Genomic DNA, 14798 nt, shown 5'->3' with positions numbered 1-14798 from the left:
TGGTCGCGATCCTATGCCGCACCCTACTGGAGAAATCCTCATGAAGCATCGCACCCTGTTCGTGGCGATGGCCCTGGCCGGCTCCCTGCTGACCACCGGCGCCACCGCCGGCAACCTGACCCGCGACAACGGCGCGCTGGTGGGTGACAACCAGAACTCGCAGACCGCCGGCGCCAACGGCCCGGTCGTGCTGCAGGACGTCCACCTGATCCAGAAGCTGCAGCGTTTTGACCGCGAGCGCATTCCCGAGCGCGTGGTGCATGCGCGCGGCACCGGCGCCTACGGCGTGTTCACCGCTTCGGCCGACCTGGGCGATCTGACCCAGGCCTCGCTGTTCAGCGCTGGCAAGCAGACCCCCGTGTTCGTGCGCTTCTCCTCGGTCGTGCACGGCAACCACAGCCCGGAAACCCTGCGCGATCCGCGCGGTTTCGCCACCAAGTTCTACACCGAGCAGGGCAACTGGGATCTGGTCGGCAACAACTTCCCGACCTTCTTCATCCGTGATGCGATCAAGTTCCCCGACATGGTCCACGCCTTCAAGCCGGACCCGGACAAGAACTACGGCACCGACAAGACCCTGTTCGATTTCTTCCAGCATGTGCCGGAAGCAACCCGCACCCTGACCCTGCTGTTCTCCAACGAGGGCACCCCGGCGACCTACCGCGAGATGGACGGTTCCTCGGTCCACGCCTACAAGCTGGTCGATGCCGATGGCAAGTTCCGCTACGTCAAGTTCAGCTGGAAGAGCCAGCAGGGCGTGCGCAACCACGACCCGAAGCAGGCCGCTGCGGTGCAGGCCAACGACTTCAACCACATGTCGCGCGACCTGATCGAAGCCATCAACGCCGGCAACTTCCCCAAGTGGGACCTGTACCTGCAGGTGCTGGAAGCCGAGCAGCTGGCTGGCTTCAGCTTCGACCCGCTCGATGCCACCAAGATCTGGCCGGAAGACCTGGTCCCGTCGCGCAAGATCGGCACCATGGAGTTGAACCGCAACCCGGCCAACATCTTCCAGGAAACCGAGCAGGTGGCCATGGCCCCGGCCAACACCATCCCGGGTATCGAGCCGAGCGAGGACCGCCTGCTGCAGGGCCGTCTGTTCTCCTACTCCGACACCCAGATGTACCGCCTGGGCGCCAACCACCAGCAGCTGCCGATCAACCGTCCGCGTGTGGAGGTCAACTCCAACAACTCCGATGGCGCGATGAACTTCGGTGCCCGCACCGGTGAGGTGAACTTCGAGCCGAGCAGCATGAACCCGCGTCCGGAAGCCGTGGCTGCCCGCTACAGCAACCTGCCGCTGGAAGGCGTGACCCAGCAGCGCAAGATTGCCCGCGAGCAGAACTTCGTCCAGGCCGGTGAATTGTTCCGCAGCTATGACCGCAAGATGCAGGCCGACCTGATCAACTCGCTGGGCGGTGCCCTGGCCGGTGCCGAGGATGCGGCCAAGCACACCATGCTGTCCTACTTCTACAAGGCTGATGCCGCCTATGGCGAAGGCCTGACCCGCGTTGCCAAGGGCGATATCGCCCGCGTGCGCGAGCTGGCCTCCAAGCTGGCTGACTGAGCTTGACCTTCCGGGCGGCCGCATGCTCGCCCGGACCCATTCCAAGGAGTGTGCGATGAAGCGATTTTCTGCTCCCTGCCTGGCCGCGCTGATCAGCCTGGCAGGCGCCAATGCCTGGGCGGACGAGGCCGGTTATGCCGTCGCGCCCTCCGACATAAAGACCCAGCTGGATGGCTACCTGTTCGATGCGGCGCGCCGCGGTGATACCGCGATGCTGGCCGAGTTCATCAGCAGTGGCTATGACCTGGACCGTGCCGATGGCAAGGGCTATACCGCGTTGATCCTGGCCGCCTACAACGGGCGCAAGGCGGCGGTGACCCAGCTCATCAATGCCGGTGCCGACGTCTGCGCCGAGGACAAGCGCGGCAACACCGCCTTGCTCGGGGCGATCTTCAAGGGCGAGGTGATGATTGCCCGCCAGCTGATGGCCGCCGACTGTGCGCCGAACCAGCGCAACCATGCCGGGCAGACCCCGGCCATGTACGCCGCGCTGTTCCAGCGGGCGGAAATCCTGGCCGACCTGCGCCAGCGCGGGGCCGACATGAACGCCCGCGACGCCGCCGGCAACAGCGTGGAGTCTCTGGCCCGCGGTGAGTTCGCCCCGCAGCGCTGAGTGCAGGGCACTGCCCTGATGCGAAAAACGGCCCCTTGCGGGCCGTTTTTGTTGACGGCATTACAGCGCTTGCAGGGTCCGGCAGCGCGGATACGTCGAGCATCCCCAGAACTGTTGGCCAGCCTTGTTGCCGTTGCGTCGTGTGCGCAGCACCAGCGCATTGCCGCAGCGGGGACACCCCCGCTGTGCCTGCGGGTCGCTGCGTTGCTGCAGATGGCGCAGATGCTGCTGCCGGGTCTGCAGGCCGGGCGCCATCCGCCCCTGATGCAGCCGGGCCAGCATGGTCTTGACCTGCTCATCGTCAAACACGACGCGGCCAAATGACTTGATGTGGGCGATGAAGCCGCTGCCACGGGTGACATTGGCCGGCATTATGGTTCTCAAGCTGGCACTGCCGACAAAATTGACCACCGAATGCACGTTGTCATCGGGCAGCTCGAGCAGGGCCTGCACGGCCTTGAGGTGCTTGTAGTTCTGTCGCAGTGGATTCTGGAAGCGCACGCTGTGGCGGTAGATCTTCTGTGTCCACTGCGCCTGCTGCTCGCTGCCGAATATCCAGCCGCGCATGTTCTTGGTTTCCAGCACGAAAACGCCGAAGCGGGAAATGAGCAGGTGGTCGATCTGGGTGCTGCCATCCACGGTAGGCAGGGTCACATCGTGCAGGGCGTGGTAGTGCGGTACGGGCAGGTGGCGATCGATCAGAAAGCGCATCCAGCGCTCACCCAGATAGCCCTTGATGCGCGGTGTCCTGAGCAGGCCGGCGATCAGTGCCAGAGGGAGCAGCACAGCCAGTAGGGGCAAGAACAGGGGCAGCAGCAATGACAGCATCAGCAACTCCTTTGCATGACGTGTAGGGCGGTGTGTGTCGGGCTCCTGCCAAGCGTACATCGGCAGGGCATGCCGCTGATGGCTGGGCCAGCAGCGTAACCGCCCCGCAACAGGGGCGATGGCCGGGGGCTGCCAGACTCAGCGGGCAGTTGGCTGGCTTGCCGTGCGCAGGCGGACTTCGTTTTCAAGATGGGCAAAGGCGCGCCACTCGATGGCCTGCAGTCGCTGCAGCGTGGCGGCGGGCAGGCCATTGGTGAGCACGGCGGCGCCGAAGTCGCTGAGCAGGGCATGGCCGCTGTCCGGGTTCCACAGGATGTTGTGGGCGTACAGGTCGCCATGCACGATGCCGCGTGCATGCAGGTGCTGCACGGCGGCGCGGATGCCCTGCAGCAGCTGTTCGGCCTGTTGCGGGCTCAGCTGCAGATCCTCGGCATACACATCGCGGGTGCAGCTGGCAAAGCTCGGTGGGCCGGCCAGGGGGCGGTAGTGGCCATCAAGCAAGGGCAGGGCGACGGCCAGGCCATTGCCGGGCGCACCATCGACACGGGCTATCGGCGTGAGCAGGTGGGGATGCTGGCCGGCTTGCAGGCCGGCAGCCAGCTCCGATTGCGGGCTGCCGTCGCTGGTGGCCGCAGCCTTGAACAGCTTCAGCGCGATCTGGTGGCCATCATTTCTGTGCGCAGCACGATGGATATGCCCGCTGGCGCCCTCACCGAGCAGCTCACCCACCTGCAGGCTTTTCCACGGCAATACGGCCTGTGCCGGGTCGGCCAGTGCGGCCTGCTCACTGCCGGCACTGAAGGGATTGCCGGCCAGCGCCGGCCAGGCCAGTGCCGGCAGGTCGAGCAGCGGGGTTGGTACCTGGTGGAACTGGTTGCCGGCCAGACGCAGCAGTTCCAGCTGCTGGCAGGCCGCCAGGTCGGGCAGGTCGCTGAGCCGGTTGCAGGACAGCATCAGCTTCTGCAGGCGCGGCCGCTGGCCCAGGCTGGCCGGCAGCCGGGTGATGCGGTTGTCGGTGAGGATCAGCCAGCGCAGCAGCGGCGGCAGGCTGTCAGCGGCAACATGCTCGATCGCGCAGGCCTTGAAGCCGATCATCTCCAGCTGCGGGCATTGCCCCAGCACGGCAGGCAGTTCGCTGAAGGGGTTGTTTGAACAAAACAGGATGCGCAGGCGATGCAGGCGAGACAGGTCGTCGGGCAGTTCGCTGAGCTGGTTGCCGGACAGGTCCAGGATCTCCAGGCTGTCGGCCAGGTCGAACAGCTGGCGGGGAAACTGGCGCAGACCCAGATGGGTCAGGCGTACGTGGCGGGAACCGGCCAGGGCACCGCTGTTCAAGTCGTCAAGGGTATGCATGCCGGCACAGTGTAATGGCGCGGCTGCCGGCATCGACGGCGTTGAACGGCCAGCACGCGCTGCGCGACAACCGCCGGTCGCAGCGCCCGCGCACAGACAACAACGGCACCTTGCGGTGCCGATGTTGATGGCCTGCCTGCAGCGGGCTTTCAGCCCATGTGGCGGACAGGATTGGCCTGCTGTTCGGACTGCTGGCTGTGGGCCATGGCCTGTTCCTGGGCCTTGCCCTGCTGGTTCTGGGCCAGCAGCTGCTGGCTGCTGTGCTCCAGCGGCGTGTGCATGGCCGCGGTGGTTTCCACCGCCACGCGCAGATGGGCCGGGTCGTTGGGGTTGCCCTGCACGGCAAAGGTGCGGCTGGCATCGTTGCTCAGCAGCACCGCATCGATGCGTTGGCCACCGGCGGCGTGCATGCGGCTGGCCAGGCAACCGGCCAGTTGGTCGCTCATCTGGTCCGGGGTGCGGCCGACCCGGGCATCGTTGCCGTGCACGCCCTGCTGGGCCTGGGCAAACAGGCGGCTGCCGGGATGGGCGGGGTCGCTCATCAGCACGCTGCTGTTGGGTTCGTGCTGTACCGCGCTGCGCAGGCCGGCACCGGGCGCGGCCGGGCCACGGATCGCATCGATGGTGTCCAGCACCTTGCCCGGCAGGCCACGCGAGCCCTCGGTGATGCTCTGCCGCAGCTCGCCGACCTTCTCCCGGTAGTCTTCGATCAGCCCGGCATTGGCCTTGGCCAGGGCCTGCGCCTGCGGGCGTTCCAGCACCGACTGCTCGCCGACGAACTGGCTCATCTTGTGCGAGCCCAGCGAGCGCGCCGCCGCCAGCACCGGTGAATCGGGCATCAGTGCCTGGGCCCAGCCGGCTTCGCGGAAGCCGGATTGGTACAGGGTGTCGATTTCCTTCTGGGTGGCGTAGATCTTGACCTGGCCATAGTGCGGCGAAGCCGCGCTGACCGCGTCGGCGGCCATGACATGGTTGGTGACCTTGCCTTCGCCTTCGCCGATACGCCGGTTCAGGCTGACCGCGCCATAGGCGTTGAAGGTCTCGCCCTTGAGGTTGAACTCGTGCGCGGTGACCTGGGCCAGGGTGCCGCCCAGCGAATGCCCGGTGACGCTGACTTCCGGGGTGCGGCCTTCCTCGCTGCCGATCTTGTCTGCATGGGCCATGGCCCTTTTGGTCAGGGCAATGGCGTCAGGCACCTGCAGGTTGTTGCGGGTGAGCACCATGCCGCCATCGGCCAGCACACCGTCCTTGAAGATCTGCTCGGTGCCGCGGTGGGCGACGATGATCGCGCCGTCCTGCTGGCTGCGGTAGATCGTGCCCTGGTAGCCGGTTTTCGGGTTGTCGGCATGTTCGAGGATGTCGTATTTGACCCCGGCCAGCGATACCGGTTTTTCGTGGCCGGCCAGGTTCTGGCCAACGCGGCGGTCGGTATAGGCATCATTGGCCAGGGCGGCATAGGCGCGGCTGTCGGGCATCACTGACCTGCCTTGTTGGCTTGCAGGGTGGCCGTGAACAGCTGCGCGCGCAGGGCCGGGACATAGCTGTCGGCATCGGCCTTGCCGGCCTGGCCATAGTCATCCATGCCCGGCACACGCGGGTAATCGGCGGCCGGGTAATGGCGGGTGGCGCTGTGGCCCTGGTCGATGGCCTGGGCATCGATGAAGGCGGTGAAGCGGGTTTCCCCGTCGGCGCCGCTGGCCTTGAGCAGGGCGCCGGCACCGCTGAACTGCCACTGGCAGACGCCACGGCCGTAGTAATCCTCATCGCGCATCAGGTCGCGGTACAGGGTGGCGCGGTAGCGGTTCTCGCCCACGGCTTGCAGTGCGATGGCCTGCTGGTGGGTGATGCGCTCGGCGGTGCCGCTCAGTGGGTTGATGTGGCCGCATTGTTCTTCGTTGACCACGTCGTACTGGGCCACGCCTTCCACCACCGCGAACGGGCCCGGCGGGTTGTCCAGGGTCAGCAGCAGCTCGACGGCCTGGAGGGGATGATCGTGGGTACGGGCCTGTGGTTGCTGGCCGTCGCTGGCCTGGGCATCAGCCGGGGTGTTTGCAGATGACATGCGGTTCTCCGATGGGCAGGCCGCCAGCAGCATGGGCAGGGCGAGCAGCAGGGAAATACGGGGCCATGGCAGGCGCTGTTGGACGCCGGTGGTTTGAGTCATTGGTTGCTTGCCTGCCATGAAGCCGGATCGATAGCGATGGTAGATCATGGGCGGCGGTGGATTGCAGCTGGCAACGTGCCGTTGTGTGAGGCCTTGCACAGTTTGCTGTCGGGCAGTCGTTACGATTGCCTGCATCCATGGCGGATGTGCAACAGGTGGCAGGATGCACAAGGTGTTGTTTGTATGGCCGTTGGTGGTGATGCCGGTGTTGTTGGCCGGCAGTGCCCGGGTAGCCGCTGCTGTGGGTGTGCTGGCTGCACAATCAGAACCGCTTCAGCGGGAGCTGGAGCAGTTGTGGCGCGACAGCAATGAGGGGGACAAGGTGGATATGGACTCCTGGCTGTACAAGCAGCGGGAGGCCTGCATGGAGACCGTGGAAGAGGGCTCTGTGCCGGGCCAGGTACCGAGCCCGGCCTATGACGCCTGTGTTCTGGCGCGGCTCAATGACCAACGCGTACGTCTGCTGCGTCATCGCGATTGCGCACAGACCACGGTGTTTTCCTGTGAGTTGGACGATGGCCGGCAGGCGAAGATGTGCATCGCACATACCCCGTCGCCGCAGGTAAGCCTGCACATTGACGATGGCAAGCAGGTGCAGCAGTGGAGCCAGCCAATGCAGGGGGCACAGGCGTCAGGCCCTTGGCTGGGCTTTGGGCGCGGCGTATACGGCAACATCATCTTTGTCGATGGCCAGCAGCAGCTGGAGGGCTGGCTCAGGTATGACCGGCTTGGTGGCGGGCCATTCCAGGCGTCTGCCTATAGTGCGGGGATCCACATTGCCCCGATTGATGCACGTACCGACGGGGCCGAGACGCGGGCGCAGACTTTGTTGTGCCGCGAGCAGGCGCCGACTACGTATCTGGCCTGGCCGGAAGTGGTGGCCGAGCACTTCGAGCTCGCAGGCTTGTGTTACGACATCGCGCAGGACCGCTGGCAGCACGACTGTCCGTGAACCCGGCCAGCGACGACAGGTGCTGCCGGCGCTACCATCGCTAGGCAGTGCTGATTGCATCTGGAGACAGACATGGCCACCGGTTGGGCCGGCGATGACGCCGTACAGCAGCAGATCGATGCCACCGTGGAGGACGCGGTCAAGCGCGCGCGGGCGCAGCTGGCCAGCGGTCCGGGGCGCGAGCAGTGCGAGGAATGTGATGCCTTGATCCCGCCGGCCAGGCGTGCGGCCGTGCCGGGGGTACGCCTGTGCGTGGCCTGCCAAGAGCAGGCCGATGCCGATGCGCAGGCCCAGTCGGGCATCAACCGGCGCGGCAGCAAGGACAGCCAGCTGCGCTGAGGGTCTGGTACGGCGCAGGATGCAGCGGGCTGGCTGTGCGGACGCGGCTGGCATGGGCGCCCAGCGCTGCCGGCCGGGCGACGGACTATCCACCGTTCGTGTGGATGTGAAATCAACAAAGATGTGGATAAGTCATTGCAGCCTTACTCGCGCAAGGGTTTTGCTGCAGTGGTCATATATTGTCCAAGGGCGCTGGGTGCCGATCAGCGGGCTTTTCCACAGCGGGTGTGGGCCGGCGCTTGAAAAGCTTGTGGATATCCCATTAAACCGCTTGTAGAACAGCTGTTTGCATGCTGTGGCCAAGGATTGTCCAGGCCCTTTTCATCGATCAGGGCGAGGCCTGTTGCGGGCTGCACGAGGTTGTCCACCGCCGATGTGGATGTGAAGTAGATCAGTCTGTGGATATCTGTTCGAAGATATTTAAAAACAATGACTTGCACTGATTGGTCAAGATTTGTCCAGACGCGTTTCACTGGCCTGAATGGGTTTTCCACACAGCAGGTGGGCGGGGATGGGTGAATCCTGTGGAAAAGTCTGATTTTCCACATTGAATCATGCACTTGTAATGGATGGTCAAGTTTTGTCCAGGCGCCGGTTCCGGGCGCAGGGCATCAAAAAACCGGCGCCCTGAGGGCGCCGGTTCCAGTGTCGTTGCCTGGGTGGTGGCTTACAGGCCCAGTTCGCTGCGGCCCTGGCGCAGCACGATGTCCACCGGGATGTTGGCCGCCTCGATCCGGGCCAGGTCGTGCTCCAGGTCCTTGCCGATATGGCCATGGCTGTCGAGCAGGGCCTTGGCACCGGCATGGTCGCCATCGCCCTGCAGGGTCAGGATGCGCGCGGACAGGTCATTGACCGCCTTCTCCATCTTGTCGAAGTCCACCGCGTAGTGGCCGCTGCCATCGCGGCTGAAGGCGCCGGCCTGGGCCAGGTAGTTGAAGGCCACCATGTTGGCCTGGCCATGGGCCGAGGAGGCGCCAAAGCGCACCGAACGGAAGATGCCGGCCAGGAAGGTGACGTAGTTGTCCATGCGCTTGGACGCATCCAGCTCACCCATGCGGCCCAGCTCGGTGATCATGTACAGGCCAAGGATGTCGGCCTTGCCTTCCTCGTAACTGCTGGCCAGCTCGCTCAGGGCCTGGCGCACGGTGCCCTTGCCATCCAGGGTGTTCTTGATGCCCAGGCCGTGGGCCACTTCGTGGAACATCACGTTCTCGAAGAAGGCATCGAAGGTGACGTGGTCCAGCTGGGTCGGGGCGATCAGCTCGGCGGCGATCGGGGCCATGATGGTGTCGAACTTGGCACGCATGCTGTTCTGCAGCTGCAGGCGGCGCGAGCCCTTGGCCAGCTGCACCTGCTCGTCATTGGGCAGGTTGATGGCGATGGTCTTGGCCCCGGCATTGGCGTCACCGCCGTAGTAGACCGCGTGGTAGGCGTTCAGGTCGGCATCGGTACCGGGCATTTCGGCCTTGTAGGCCGCATCGACCGGCAGGCCGCGCTGCAGCGCCGGCAGATGGGCGGCGAAACGGGCCAGTTTCTCGCTCCAGGCCTGGTCCTTGATCAGTACGAAGGCCTCGAAGGCCGCCTTGGTGCCGAACAGACGGTCCTGGTAGCTTTCGATCGGGCCGATCACCACGTCGATCGGGCTGGTCTTGCTGTCCATCCAGGCCATGTCGCTGGCCTGGTACTCATTGGACAACAGCGCATCGGCACGCAGGCGCAGGTAAGCCTTGAACTGGGCGTCGCTGGCCACGTCGGCGGCCTGGCGCAACAGCGCGGCCACCTGCTCCAGCTCGGCCTTGTAGGCCTGGCTGTAGGGCACCACGGCCAGCTTGCCGGCATCATCACGCTGGATAAGGGTGTACAGGCTGTCCTTGCCGGGCAGGTCGGCAGCGGCGAATTCGTCCTTGCCCATGTCGGCCGGATAGAACTGGGCGCCGGCCGGGCGCGGGCCGATGCCGTCCACGAACGGCTTGTCATCGTCCAGCAGGTCCCAGGGGCCATAGTTGATGTCGATGTAGCGGGAGGTGGCCGGGTCGTTGGTGCGGGCCAGCAGGCCCTGGCGGTCGCCCCAGACCTGCTTCCAGAACAGGGCATCGATGATCTGCCCGGCATCGATGAGCAGGCCCACGGCCTGGCGGTCACCTTCGGACAGGTGGGACAGGTCCGCACTCAACGGGACTTCGGCATAACGGGCGACGCGGGCGGCCATGTCGGTTCCTTCGCTGGGGCTGGCAGCGGTGGTGGCGGTAGGCGTGGCGGTGTCCGCCTGGCAGCCGGTGAGGCTGGCCAGGCCCAGGGACAAGGCCAGGGTGAGCGGGCGCAAGGTCATGGCGGTTTGCTGCAATGGGAAAGCCACCATCCTAGGCCAGTGCGCGACCGGGAAAAAGCACAACGCCCGCGGTGGCGGGCGTTGTGCCGGTGCGATCAGCGTTGGGCAGCCGGCATGGCCTGGCGATAGCGGCCCACCATCACTGCGGCCAGGACCAGCCCCAGCAAGGCCAGGCTGCCGCCGGCCAGCGGGATGTGCTGCAGGCCGTAGTGGCTTGCCACCACGCTGCCGAGCAGGGCACCGGCACCGATGCCGATGTTGAACAGCGAGGAAAACAGCGACATCGCCACATCGGTGGCATCACTGGCCAGGTGCAGCACCTTGGACTGCAGGTCCAGGGCGAACATGATCATGGCAATGCCCCACAGCGTGGCCACCAGATACAGCAGCCAGGCATGGCCCACGACCAGGGCGAGGGCGAACAGGGCCGTGGCCATGCCGGCAATGCCCACCACCAGGAAGCCACGCGGATGGCGCGGGGCCAGGCGCGAGAACAGCACGCTGCCGATGATGCCGGCACCACCGAACAACAGCAGTACGGCGGTGGTGACCTGGTTGGAGTGGCCACCGATACGCTGCACGAACGGCTCGATGTAGGTGTAGATCACGAACTGGCCGCTGACCGTGGCGATCAGCAGCAGGTACAACAGGACCAACGCCGGGCGCCGTGCCAATACCGGCAGGCTGGCCAGCGAACCGGTATTGACGCTGGGCAGCGGCGGCAGCAGGCGGGCCAGGGCGACCATCACCAGCAGGGCCACCGCGCCGATGCCGGCGAAGGTGATGCGCCAGCCCAGCGCTTCGCCCACCACCCGGCCCAGCGGGATGCCCAGCACCATCGCCAGCGAGGTGCCGGTGGCCAGCAGGCCCAGGGCCTGGGCCTGGCGTCCATCCGGGGCGATGCGCACGGCCAGGGCGGCGGTGATGGACCAGAACACGGCGTGTGACAGGGCAATGCCGGCGCGGCTGGCCAGCAGCATCGGGTAGCTGCTGGCCAGCGCCGAGACCACATGGCTGGCACAGAACAGCACGAACACCCCCAGCAGCAGCTTGCGGCGGTCCAGGCGGCGGGTGGCCAGCATCAGTGGCAGCGAGGTCAGGGCGACCAGCCAGGCGTAGATGGTGAGCATCAGGCCGGTGGTTTCCACCGGCATGCCGAAGCTGTGGCCGATGTCGCTGAGCAGGCCCACCGGGGCGAACTCGGTGGTGTTGAAGATGAAGGCGGCCAGGGCCAGGGCAATCACGGCGGCCCAGCGCTGGGCATCGGAAGGTGCCAGACCCTGCGCAGGAGCAGCAGGGGATGACGGACAGACAGGGGAGGACATGCGGACCAGTGGTTACGGCGCAGGGAGGTGCTGCAGGAACGCGTATTTTCCCACACTCAGCGCACCGGCCTGCGCACGCTGGCCACGGCGGTGGCGTGGCCAGCGTGCAGATCCAGTGCAAGCGTGTTTGCGCAGATGAGGCTGGCCACGGCCCAGCCGCGGCTGGGGCGCTGCAGGCAGGGTTTGCGTTCATGCCGCGCACGCCGCGACACGGGTGCGGTGCTGGCCGCCGGCGATGGCGTCATGCAGGCCCGCTGGCCAGGATCACGGCCCAGGCCGGCGCGCAGGGACAACGCATGCTGCCGTGTGCCGAGCGGTGGTGGGATCTGCCGGGGTCCGCGATGGCGGGCCCGGCAGGGGGCAAGGGCGGTGGCGCCCTATCAGCCGCCGGCCTGCCAGCGGCCACCGGCATTGGTACACGAGCCGGGCAGCGATGCCAGCTCGGTGCGCTGGTAGTAGTAGGCATCCATGCCGGAATTCATGAAGTTGCGGCAGCTGCCCTGGGCCGGGCTCGGGCAGCGGTTGCCGTACTCGATCCTGGCCGGGGCATTGCCGGTCTGGTTCAGGCCGTTGGCCAGGCCTTCACAAGCCTTCTGGAACTCGGCCACCGAATAGGTGCCGTTGGACTGCATGCAGTCGCGGATGTCCTCGCTGTGGCCGGCGATGGTGACCCTGCCACTGAGGGTGCAGGCCTGCACCGGGCCGCCACTGCCACGCCGGGCCGGCTGCTGGGCCATCTGGCGGCGGATATGCGCGGCCGGGTCAAGCTCATCCAGGTCATCGTCGTCATCAACGCCATCAACATCGTCCAGGTCGTGATCGGCCGCGAGGTCATCGTGGCCGTAATTGGTCGGCCGGGGCTGGGCGGCGATGGCGGCGTTGCTGGCCACGGCCAGGTTGGCCGGGGCGGCATTGCTGTCCGAGCTGGCGGTGCAGGCGGCCAGCAGCAGGACGGCGGTCAGGGGTGCAAGGGTGTGGCGCAGTGCAGCGATGGGCATCAGTTGGCCTCCATGACAACAGGCCCGCAGGGTGGCAATGCCACTGCGGGCCTGTCAAAAGGCAAACACGTGATCTGTGCGCCCGGTTACGGATCGTTGGCCGGGGCAGGGCTGGCACCGCCACCGGCAGCCGGGGCCGAGCCGGCAAACGGGTCCAGGGCCGGGGCCGGGGTGTTGGCCGGCGGTTCGGTGCCGGGTTTCCAGCGCCGCAGTGCGCGCTGGAAGAACAGCGAATTGGGAATCTGCACGTAGTTGCCGCCGCCGTGGGCGCCGCCGGCTTCTTCCAGGGTGGAGTAGATCAGGTTGATGTCGATCACCCGGCCACGGAAGCCGGGCTTTTCGCCGTTTTCCACGATCTCGATGCTGTCGCCGAGGCGGAAGGGACGGGTGGTGAAGATCAACAGGGTGCAGAAGATGTTGGACAGCACGCTCCAGGCGGCGAAGAAGGCCACCGCGCCGACCGCGGCAAAGCCGGTGAAGGCCGTCCACAGCACGGTGGCCGACACGCCCACCGCATCGAGGATGGCCAGCAGGGCGCCGACCCAGATCACGAAGTTGCTCAGGCGCTTGGCCGCCAGCTCCATCGACACCGGGAAGGTGTAGGCACGGCCGAGGCGGGCCAGCAGGCGGCGGGCGACCAGACGCAGCAGCCAGGCCAGCAGCAGGATGATCACGATCTCGATGGCGACCTGGATCGGGGTGACCCAGTCCTGCAGCCAGTCCGGAAGGGTGCGGGCAATCATCAGTGGGCCTCCTTGGCCGGGATCAGGGCGTCGCGGGTGTGCTGCAGGTCACCGTCGTTGTCGGCCGGGGAGATTCCCAGCAGATGGGCCAGCAGCGGATAGACATCGACATTGTCGATCCCGGCGATGGTGTGGCCGCGCTTGAACGCCGGGCCATAGGCAATGAAGGGCGAATGCATCTGTGCCAGCGCATTGTCATAGCCGTGCTCGCCACGCAGGGCATGGCCCTTGCGCTTGAAGGCATCACGCGTGGTCAGCTGCCAGCCGGGGCTGGCCATGCAGTGGTAACGCGGCACACGGCGGTGCTGGCCATAGGCCAGGCGCTCCGGAATCTGCTCGCGGGTCATGCATTCAAAGTGCTCGTGCTTGCCGAGCAGGGCATCGGCCTGGGCCTGGCCACCGGGCAGGGCGTCGAAAGCAGCATAAGCACCGGTCCAGATGGTCTGGATCAGGCTGGCATCCAGGTGGTCGTCCAGATACAGCAGGTGGGCATCGTCGGTGGCGATCATGCCGTGGTCGGCGGCAATCACCAGGTTGGTCTGCTCGGCCAGGCCGCGGGCGTTGATGCCTGCAAGCAGCTGGCCCAGGGCGGCATCCACTTCGGCCAGGGCAGCATTGACCTGGGCCGAATCCGGGCCATGAAGATGGCCGGCGGTATCGACGATGTCGAAATACAGGGCGATGAAGTGCGGGCGCTGTTCGGCCGGCAGGTCCAGCCAGGCCAGTACGTTGTCCACCCGCTGGGCCGAGCTGACGCTGATGTCGAACGGATGCCAGAACTCGGGATGGCGGCCATGCACCGGCGCTTCGGAGCCGACCCAGAACATCGCCGCACTGCGCCCGCCGGCTTCGCTGACGCTGGTCCACAGCGGCTTGCCGTCATTCCACCAGCGCGCATCGCCGACGGTGTCGCGGTCGAACATCGAGAACGTCACCCCGGCGATGGTCGGGTCATGCATGAAGTTGGCAATCACCCCGTGGCGGTCCGGACGCAGGCCGGTGACCAGGGTGTAGTGGTTGGGAAAGGTGATCGAGGGATAGGACGGACGCAGGAAGCGGGCACGGGTGCCGTTGTCGATCATCTGCTGCAGGGCAGGGGTGATGCCGCGCTGGGTGTAGTCGTTGCGCATGCCATCGATGGATACCAGGATCAACGGGGTATCGGCGCGCTGCGGCAGGCGTGCCGGCAGCGTCTGGCCGGCGGCCGCCGCAGTGGTGGCGTTGGCGGCATTGCCGGCCGGTGGTGCAAGGCTGGCACAGGCGCCAAGCAGCAGGGGCAGGGTCAACAACGGCAACAAACGGCGCATCGGCAGGCAAGACTTGGCAGGTGGATCGCCATTGTCGCCCAGCCGTGCGCTGGTGTCAGTTGACCAAGCCTGTCTTCATTGCCCGCTGTCGGGGAGAATCTTCTTCAGCACCGGGGTCGTGCCCAGCACTTCGATGGTGCCGCCGGAGGCGCAGAAGGCGGCCACGTCGGCCTGCAGGCGTTCGTGGTTGATCGGCCCTTGCGCGGCCTTGCGGTCACTGTCGGCACGGTTACGCGGGAACAATGGTTGACGCGGTGCGGTGCGGCTCATCGGTTACCTC

13 protein-coding genes and 1 pseudogene are annotated in these 14798 nt (G+C 66.2%); 4 read left to right on the top strand and 10 right to left on the bottom strand.

Annotated elements, in window-relative coordinates; all coding sequences use genetic code 11:
- The first annotated feature begins 40 nt into the window (after positions 1-40).
- Both ABB30_RS09040 and ABB30_RS09035 read left to right on the top strand, forming a co-directional pair.
- A complete protein-coding gene (locus tag ABB30_RS09040; RefSeq protein ID WP_057637971.1) occupies positions 41-1567 on the top strand; it encodes a catalase in 1527 nt (508 codons plus the stop codon).
- A 55-nt stretch (positions 1568-1622) separates the two neighbouring features.
- Entirely contained in the window at positions 1623-2180 is a 558-nt protein-coding gene (locus ABB30_RS09035; RefSeq protein WP_057637970.1) for an ankyrin repeat domain-containing protein, read from the top strand.
- Between the two features lie 60 nt (positions 2181-2240).
- Here the strand turns inward: ABB30_RS09035 and ABB30_RS09030 are convergent, their stop codons facing one another.
- The 4 genes from ABB30_RS09030 to ABB30_RS09015 all read right to left on the bottom strand — a co-directional run bounded on the left by ABB30_RS09030 (position 2241) and on the right by ABB30_RS09015 (position 6423).
- Complete coding sequence (locus tag ABB30_RS09030) at positions 2241-3008, bottom strand: nuclease-related domain-containing protein (protein WP_057638028.1); 768 nt, start codon at positions 3006-3008, stop codon at positions 2241-2243.
- Between the two features lie 138 nt (positions 3009-3146).
- Entirely contained in the window at positions 3147-4361 is a 1215-nt protein-coding gene (locus ABB30_RS09025; protein WP_057637969.1) for a leucine-rich repeat-containing protein kinase family protein, read from the bottom strand.
- 149 nt (positions 4362-4510) lie between these two features.
- On the bottom strand, positions 4511-5839 hold the full coding sequence (locus tag ABB30_RS09020) for an XVIPCD domain-containing protein (protein WP_152980665.1): 1329 nt from the start codon (positions 5837-5839) through the stop codon (positions 4511-4513).
- A complete protein-coding gene (locus ABB30_RS09015; RefSeq protein WP_152980664.1) occupies positions 5836-6423 on the bottom strand; it encodes a hypothetical protein in 588 nt (195 codons plus the stop codon). The genes ABB30_RS09020 and ABB30_RS09015 overlap by 4 nt, the downstream gene beginning before the upstream one ends.
- Positions 6424-6697: 274 nt before the next feature.
- Here ABB30_RS09015 and ABB30_RS09010 point away from each other — a divergent pair, with 274 nt between their 5' ends.
- Positions 6698-7477, top strand: a complete 780-nt coding sequence (locus ABB30_RS09010; protein WP_152980663.1) for a hypothetical protein — start codon at positions 6698-6700, stop codon at positions 7475-7477.
- A 72-nt stretch (positions 7478-7549) separates the two neighbouring features.
- A complete protein-coding gene (locus ABB30_RS09005) occupies positions 7550-7816 on the top strand; it encodes a DksA/TraR family C4-type zinc finger protein (RefSeq protein ID WP_057637965.1) in 267 nt (88 codons plus the stop codon).
- Positions 7817-8483: 667 nt separating this feature from the next.
- Here ABB30_RS09005 and ABB30_RS09000 read toward each other — a convergent pair.
- From ABB30_RS09000 to ABB30_RS08970, 6 genes and pseudogenes are all read right to left on the bottom strand, one after another.
- Positions 8484-10145 carry a dipeptidyl-peptidase 3 family protein gene (locus tag ABB30_RS09000; protein ID WP_057638027.1) on the bottom strand — a complete coding sequence of 554 codons (1662 nt, stop codon included), beginning with the start codon at positions 10143-10145 and terminating at the stop codon, positions 8484-8486.
- A gap of 95 nt (positions 10146-10240) precedes the next feature.
- Positions 10241-11470: a sugar transporter gene (locus ABB30_RS08995; RefSeq protein ID WP_057637964.1), complete on the bottom strand. Its 1230-nt coding sequence runs from the start codon at positions 11468-11470 to the stop codon at positions 10241-10243.
- 380 nt (positions 11471-11850) lie between these two features.
- Positions 11851-12468: a hypothetical protein gene (locus ABB30_RS08985; RefSeq protein WP_057637962.1), complete on the bottom strand. Its 618-nt coding sequence runs from the start codon at positions 12466-12468 to the stop codon at positions 11851-11853.
- A 173-nt stretch (positions 12469-12641) separates the two neighbouring features.
- Positions 12642-13211 (bottom strand): annotated as a pseudogene (locus ABB30_RS08980) (mechanosensitive ion channel domain-containing protein); the annotation flags it as partial.
- Positions 13211-14518, bottom strand: coding sequence for an alkaline phosphatase family protein (locus ABB30_RS08975; protein ID WP_057637961.1), 1308 nt, complete (start codon positions 14516-14518; stop codon positions 13211-13213). The pseudogene ABB30_RS08980 and the gene ABB30_RS08975, both read right to left, overlap by 1 nt.
- A gap of 75 nt (positions 14519-14593) precedes the next feature.
- A complete protein-coding gene (locus ABB30_RS08970; RefSeq protein WP_057637960.1) occupies positions 14594-14788 on the bottom strand; it encodes a hypothetical protein in 195 nt (64 codons plus the stop codon).
- Positions 14789-14798 lie beyond the last annotated feature (10 nt).

It is taken from the genome of Stenotrophomonas ginsengisoli, from assembly GCF_001431485.1.
Classification (GTDB): Bacteria; Pseudomonadota; Gammaproteobacteria; order Xanthomonadales; family Xanthomonadaceae; genus Stenotrophomonas; species Stenotrophomonas ginsengisoli.
Note: the sequence above shows the minus strand (reverse complement) of the source record. Positions and strands in the feature narration are given on the sequence as shown.

Excerpts from the sequence above, each read along its gene's own strand:
- ABB30_RS09040 (WP_057637971.1), top strand. The coding sequence starts at position 41 with ATGAAGCATCGCACCCTGTTCGTGGCGATGGCCCTGGCCGGCTCCCTG.
- ABB30_RS09035 (WP_057637970.1), top strand. The coding sequence starts at position 1,623 with ATGAAGCGATTTTCTGCTCCCTGCCTGGCCGCGCTGATCAGCCTGGCA.
- ABB30_RS09030 (WP_057638028.1), bottom strand. The coding sequence starts at position 3,008 with ATGCTGTCATTGCTGCTGCCCCTGTTCTTGCCCCTACTGGCTGTGCTG.
- ABB30_RS09025 (WP_057637969.1), bottom strand. The coding sequence starts at position 4,361 with ATGCATACCCTTGACGACTTGAACAGCGGTGCCCTGGCCGGTTCCCGC.
- ABB30_RS09015 (WP_152980664.1), bottom strand. The coding sequence starts at position 6,423 with ATGTCATCTGCAAACACCCCGGCTGATGCCCAGGCCAGCGACGGCCAG.
- ABB30_RS09005 (WP_057637965.1), top strand. The coding sequence starts at position 7,550 with ATGGCCACCGGTTGGGCCGGCGATGACGCCGTACAGCAGCAGATCGAT.
- ABB30_RS09000 (WP_057638027.1), bottom strand. The coding sequence starts at position 10,145 with ATGACCTTGCGCCCGCTCACCCTGGCCTTGTCCCTGGGCCTGGCCAGC.
- ABB30_RS08995 (WP_057637964.1), bottom strand. The coding sequence starts at position 11,470 with ATGTCCTCCCCTGTCTGTCCGTCATCCCCTGCTGCTCCTGCGCAGGGT.
- ABB30_RS08985 (WP_057637962.1), bottom strand. The coding sequence starts at position 12,468 with ATGCCCATCGCTGCACTGCGCCACACCCTTGCACCCCTGACCGCCGTC.
- ABB30_RS08975 (WP_057637961.1), bottom strand. The coding sequence starts at position 14,518 with ATGCGCCGTTTGTTGCCGTTGTTGACCCTGCCCCTGCTGCTTGGCGCC.
- ABB30_RS08970 (WP_057637960.1), bottom strand. The coding sequence starts at position 14,788 with ATGAGCCGCACCGCACCGCGTCAACCATTGTTCCCGCGTAACCGTGCC.